Origin of the sequence: Mycobacterium sp. (assembly GCF_035603715.1) — a bacterium.
Lineage (GTDB): Bacteria > Actinomycetota > Actinomycetes > Mycobacteriales > Mycobacteriaceae > Mycobacterium.
The window spans coordinates 1-2,004 of sequence record NZ_DATNJW010000208.1 but is presented as its reverse complement, the minus strand read 5'-3'; the positions used below and the strand labels follow the sequence as shown (position 1 = coordinate 2,004).

Annotated in this window: 2 protein-coding genes and 1 pseudogene; all 3 read right to left on the bottom strand. The window is 64.5% G+C overall.

The annotated features are described in order from the left end of the window. Positions 1-178: pseudogene (locus VN856_RS08855) on the bottom strand (5-methyltetrahydropteroyltriglutamate--homocysteine methyltransferase); the annotation flags it as partial. A gap of 198 nt (positions 179-376) precedes the next feature. Further along, positions 377-1,459 carry an IS630 family transposase gene (locus tag VN856_RS08850; RefSeq protein WP_325688093.1) on the bottom strand — a complete coding sequence of 361 codons (1,083 nt, stop codon included), beginning with the start codon at positions 1,457-1,459 and terminating at the stop codon, positions 377-379. A 46-nt stretch (positions 1,460-1,505) separates the two neighbouring features. Beyond that, on the bottom strand, positions 1,506-2,004 hold a 499-nt coding region (locus VN856_RS08845; RefSeq protein WP_414686906.1), incomplete at its 5' end, for an XRE family transcriptional regulator.

The following is a 2,004-nucleotide window of genomic DNA, read 5'->3' as shown; positions in this document are numbered from 1 at the left end:
GGCCGGCCGACACGAGTTGTGCCCAGGTGTCTCGGCGCAGCGTCGCCGCTATGGCTTCGAGTTCGGTGCGATCGATGCGGCCCGCCCAGTACTTCTCGACTGCTCGTTTGAGTTCGCGATTGGGTCCGATGCGTGGGGATCCGATGATGGTTGTGGTGAACGGTGCAGCTGCGGTCATGACGACGTCCTTCAACGTACGACGGGATGGCCATCGCCACGGGACGTCGAACCGAGGACGGCACCGCCAGCCGTTCGGCCGTTCGCCCATTCCGCGAGGCGATGAACCACCGGACACGGCGCGCCCGGTACAGCTGGCAGGTCTTCGGACTCGCAGGCCCGCACGTCGAATCTGTGCACCTAGTGGTGTGTCCCGCAATTAGTTGACAGTATTCAGGGTGGTGCGTGCTCGCGCTACCTTGGCCAGGATCGATTCGGCAGTGGCGGTCCACTTGTAGGGTTTGGGGTCTTCGTTGTGGGCGTCGATGTATTCCTGGATGGAGAAGATCAGGTCGGGCACCGACGCGAAGGTGCCGCGCCGCAGCGCTTTGTCGGTCAGCTCACGTAACCAGCGTTCCACCTGGTTGAGCCACGATGAGGAGGTTGGGGTGAAATGCAGATGGAAGCGGGGGTGCTTGGCCAGCCACTGTTGCACGTTGTCGTGCTTGTGGGTGCTGTAATTGTCCAGGATCACGTGGATCTGCAGGACCTTGGGCACCTCTCGGTCGATGGTGCGCAGGAACTTCAGGAACTCCTGGTGGCGGTGGCGGGGTAGGCATTGCCCGATCACCATGCCGGTCAACACGTTCAACGCCGCGAACAGGGTGGTGGTGCCGTTGCGCTTGTAGTCGTGAGTCATCGTCTGCCCGCGGCCCTTCGTCATCGGCAGCGACGCTTGCGTGCGGTCAAGCGCCTGCACCGAGGACTTCTCGTCGGCGCACAGCACGATCGCGTTCTCCGGCGGGTTCAGATACAGACCCACGACATCGACGAGTTTCTCCTCGAACTTCGGGTCGCCCGACACCTTGAACGTGTCGACTTGGTGCGGTTTGAGGCCCAACTCCTGCCATACCCGATGCACGGTGCTCTTCGAGACCCCGGCAACCCCGGCCATCGTCCTTGTGCTCCAATGCGTCTCGCCCTGCGGCCGGTATTCCTCGGTGAGCGTCACGATCCTCTCCAGCGTGGCGTCTGGGATCGAGGGCTTGCGGCCTCGCCCCTCACGGACCTGCCCGAACTTGACCAGACCGTCCTCGGCGAACCGAGTGCGCCAGTTCGCCACGGTGGCCGGCGACACCGACACCGCGGCAGCGATCGTCGCGTTCGCCGCGCCGTCGGCGGCCATCAGCAAAGCCTTGGCCCGCACCACTTCCCGATGCGCCGCGGACTGTGACCGGGCCAACGACTCCAACACCTCACGCTGTCCATCGGTCATCGCTAATGCGGGCACGGGTTTGCTCATACTGAAATCATACCAATTCACTACCAATTATTTGGGGGACACACCACTAGTGGCGCTGGTTCCGCATCTTGGCGAACCGGTCGGACAGCCGACGCATCCGAATCATCAGCGACGCAGGCGGACTCGTCTCACCGGACAAGTAGGCCGCGAACTCCTTGCTCGCAACCCCGATGCGGGACGCGAACTCGTCCTGGCCCAGACCCGATCGCTCGAGCAGTGTCTGCACGTGGCGGCCGACCTCTGCGCGTTCGTTGGCCTCGAGGTGCTCGCGGGTGCGGGACAGCACCTCCGACAGTGCCTTGGAAACCCCGTATGGCCGTGCGGTTTCCAGCACTTCCTCGACCTGACGCGCGGTCCTGCCGTACGGGTCGCGTTTGATGGCGACGACAATGCGCTGCCAGACCTCAAGGTCGTCTGTCTCCAGCGCGGCCCGGATCGCGGACGTGGGCCAGAATTCGACTGGCCGGTCGTCGATCGGCACACGGCGACGTTCCGTCGGCGCCACGGCTCGCTTCGGTCCGGCGCCCGCGTCGCGGCGCGCGTCC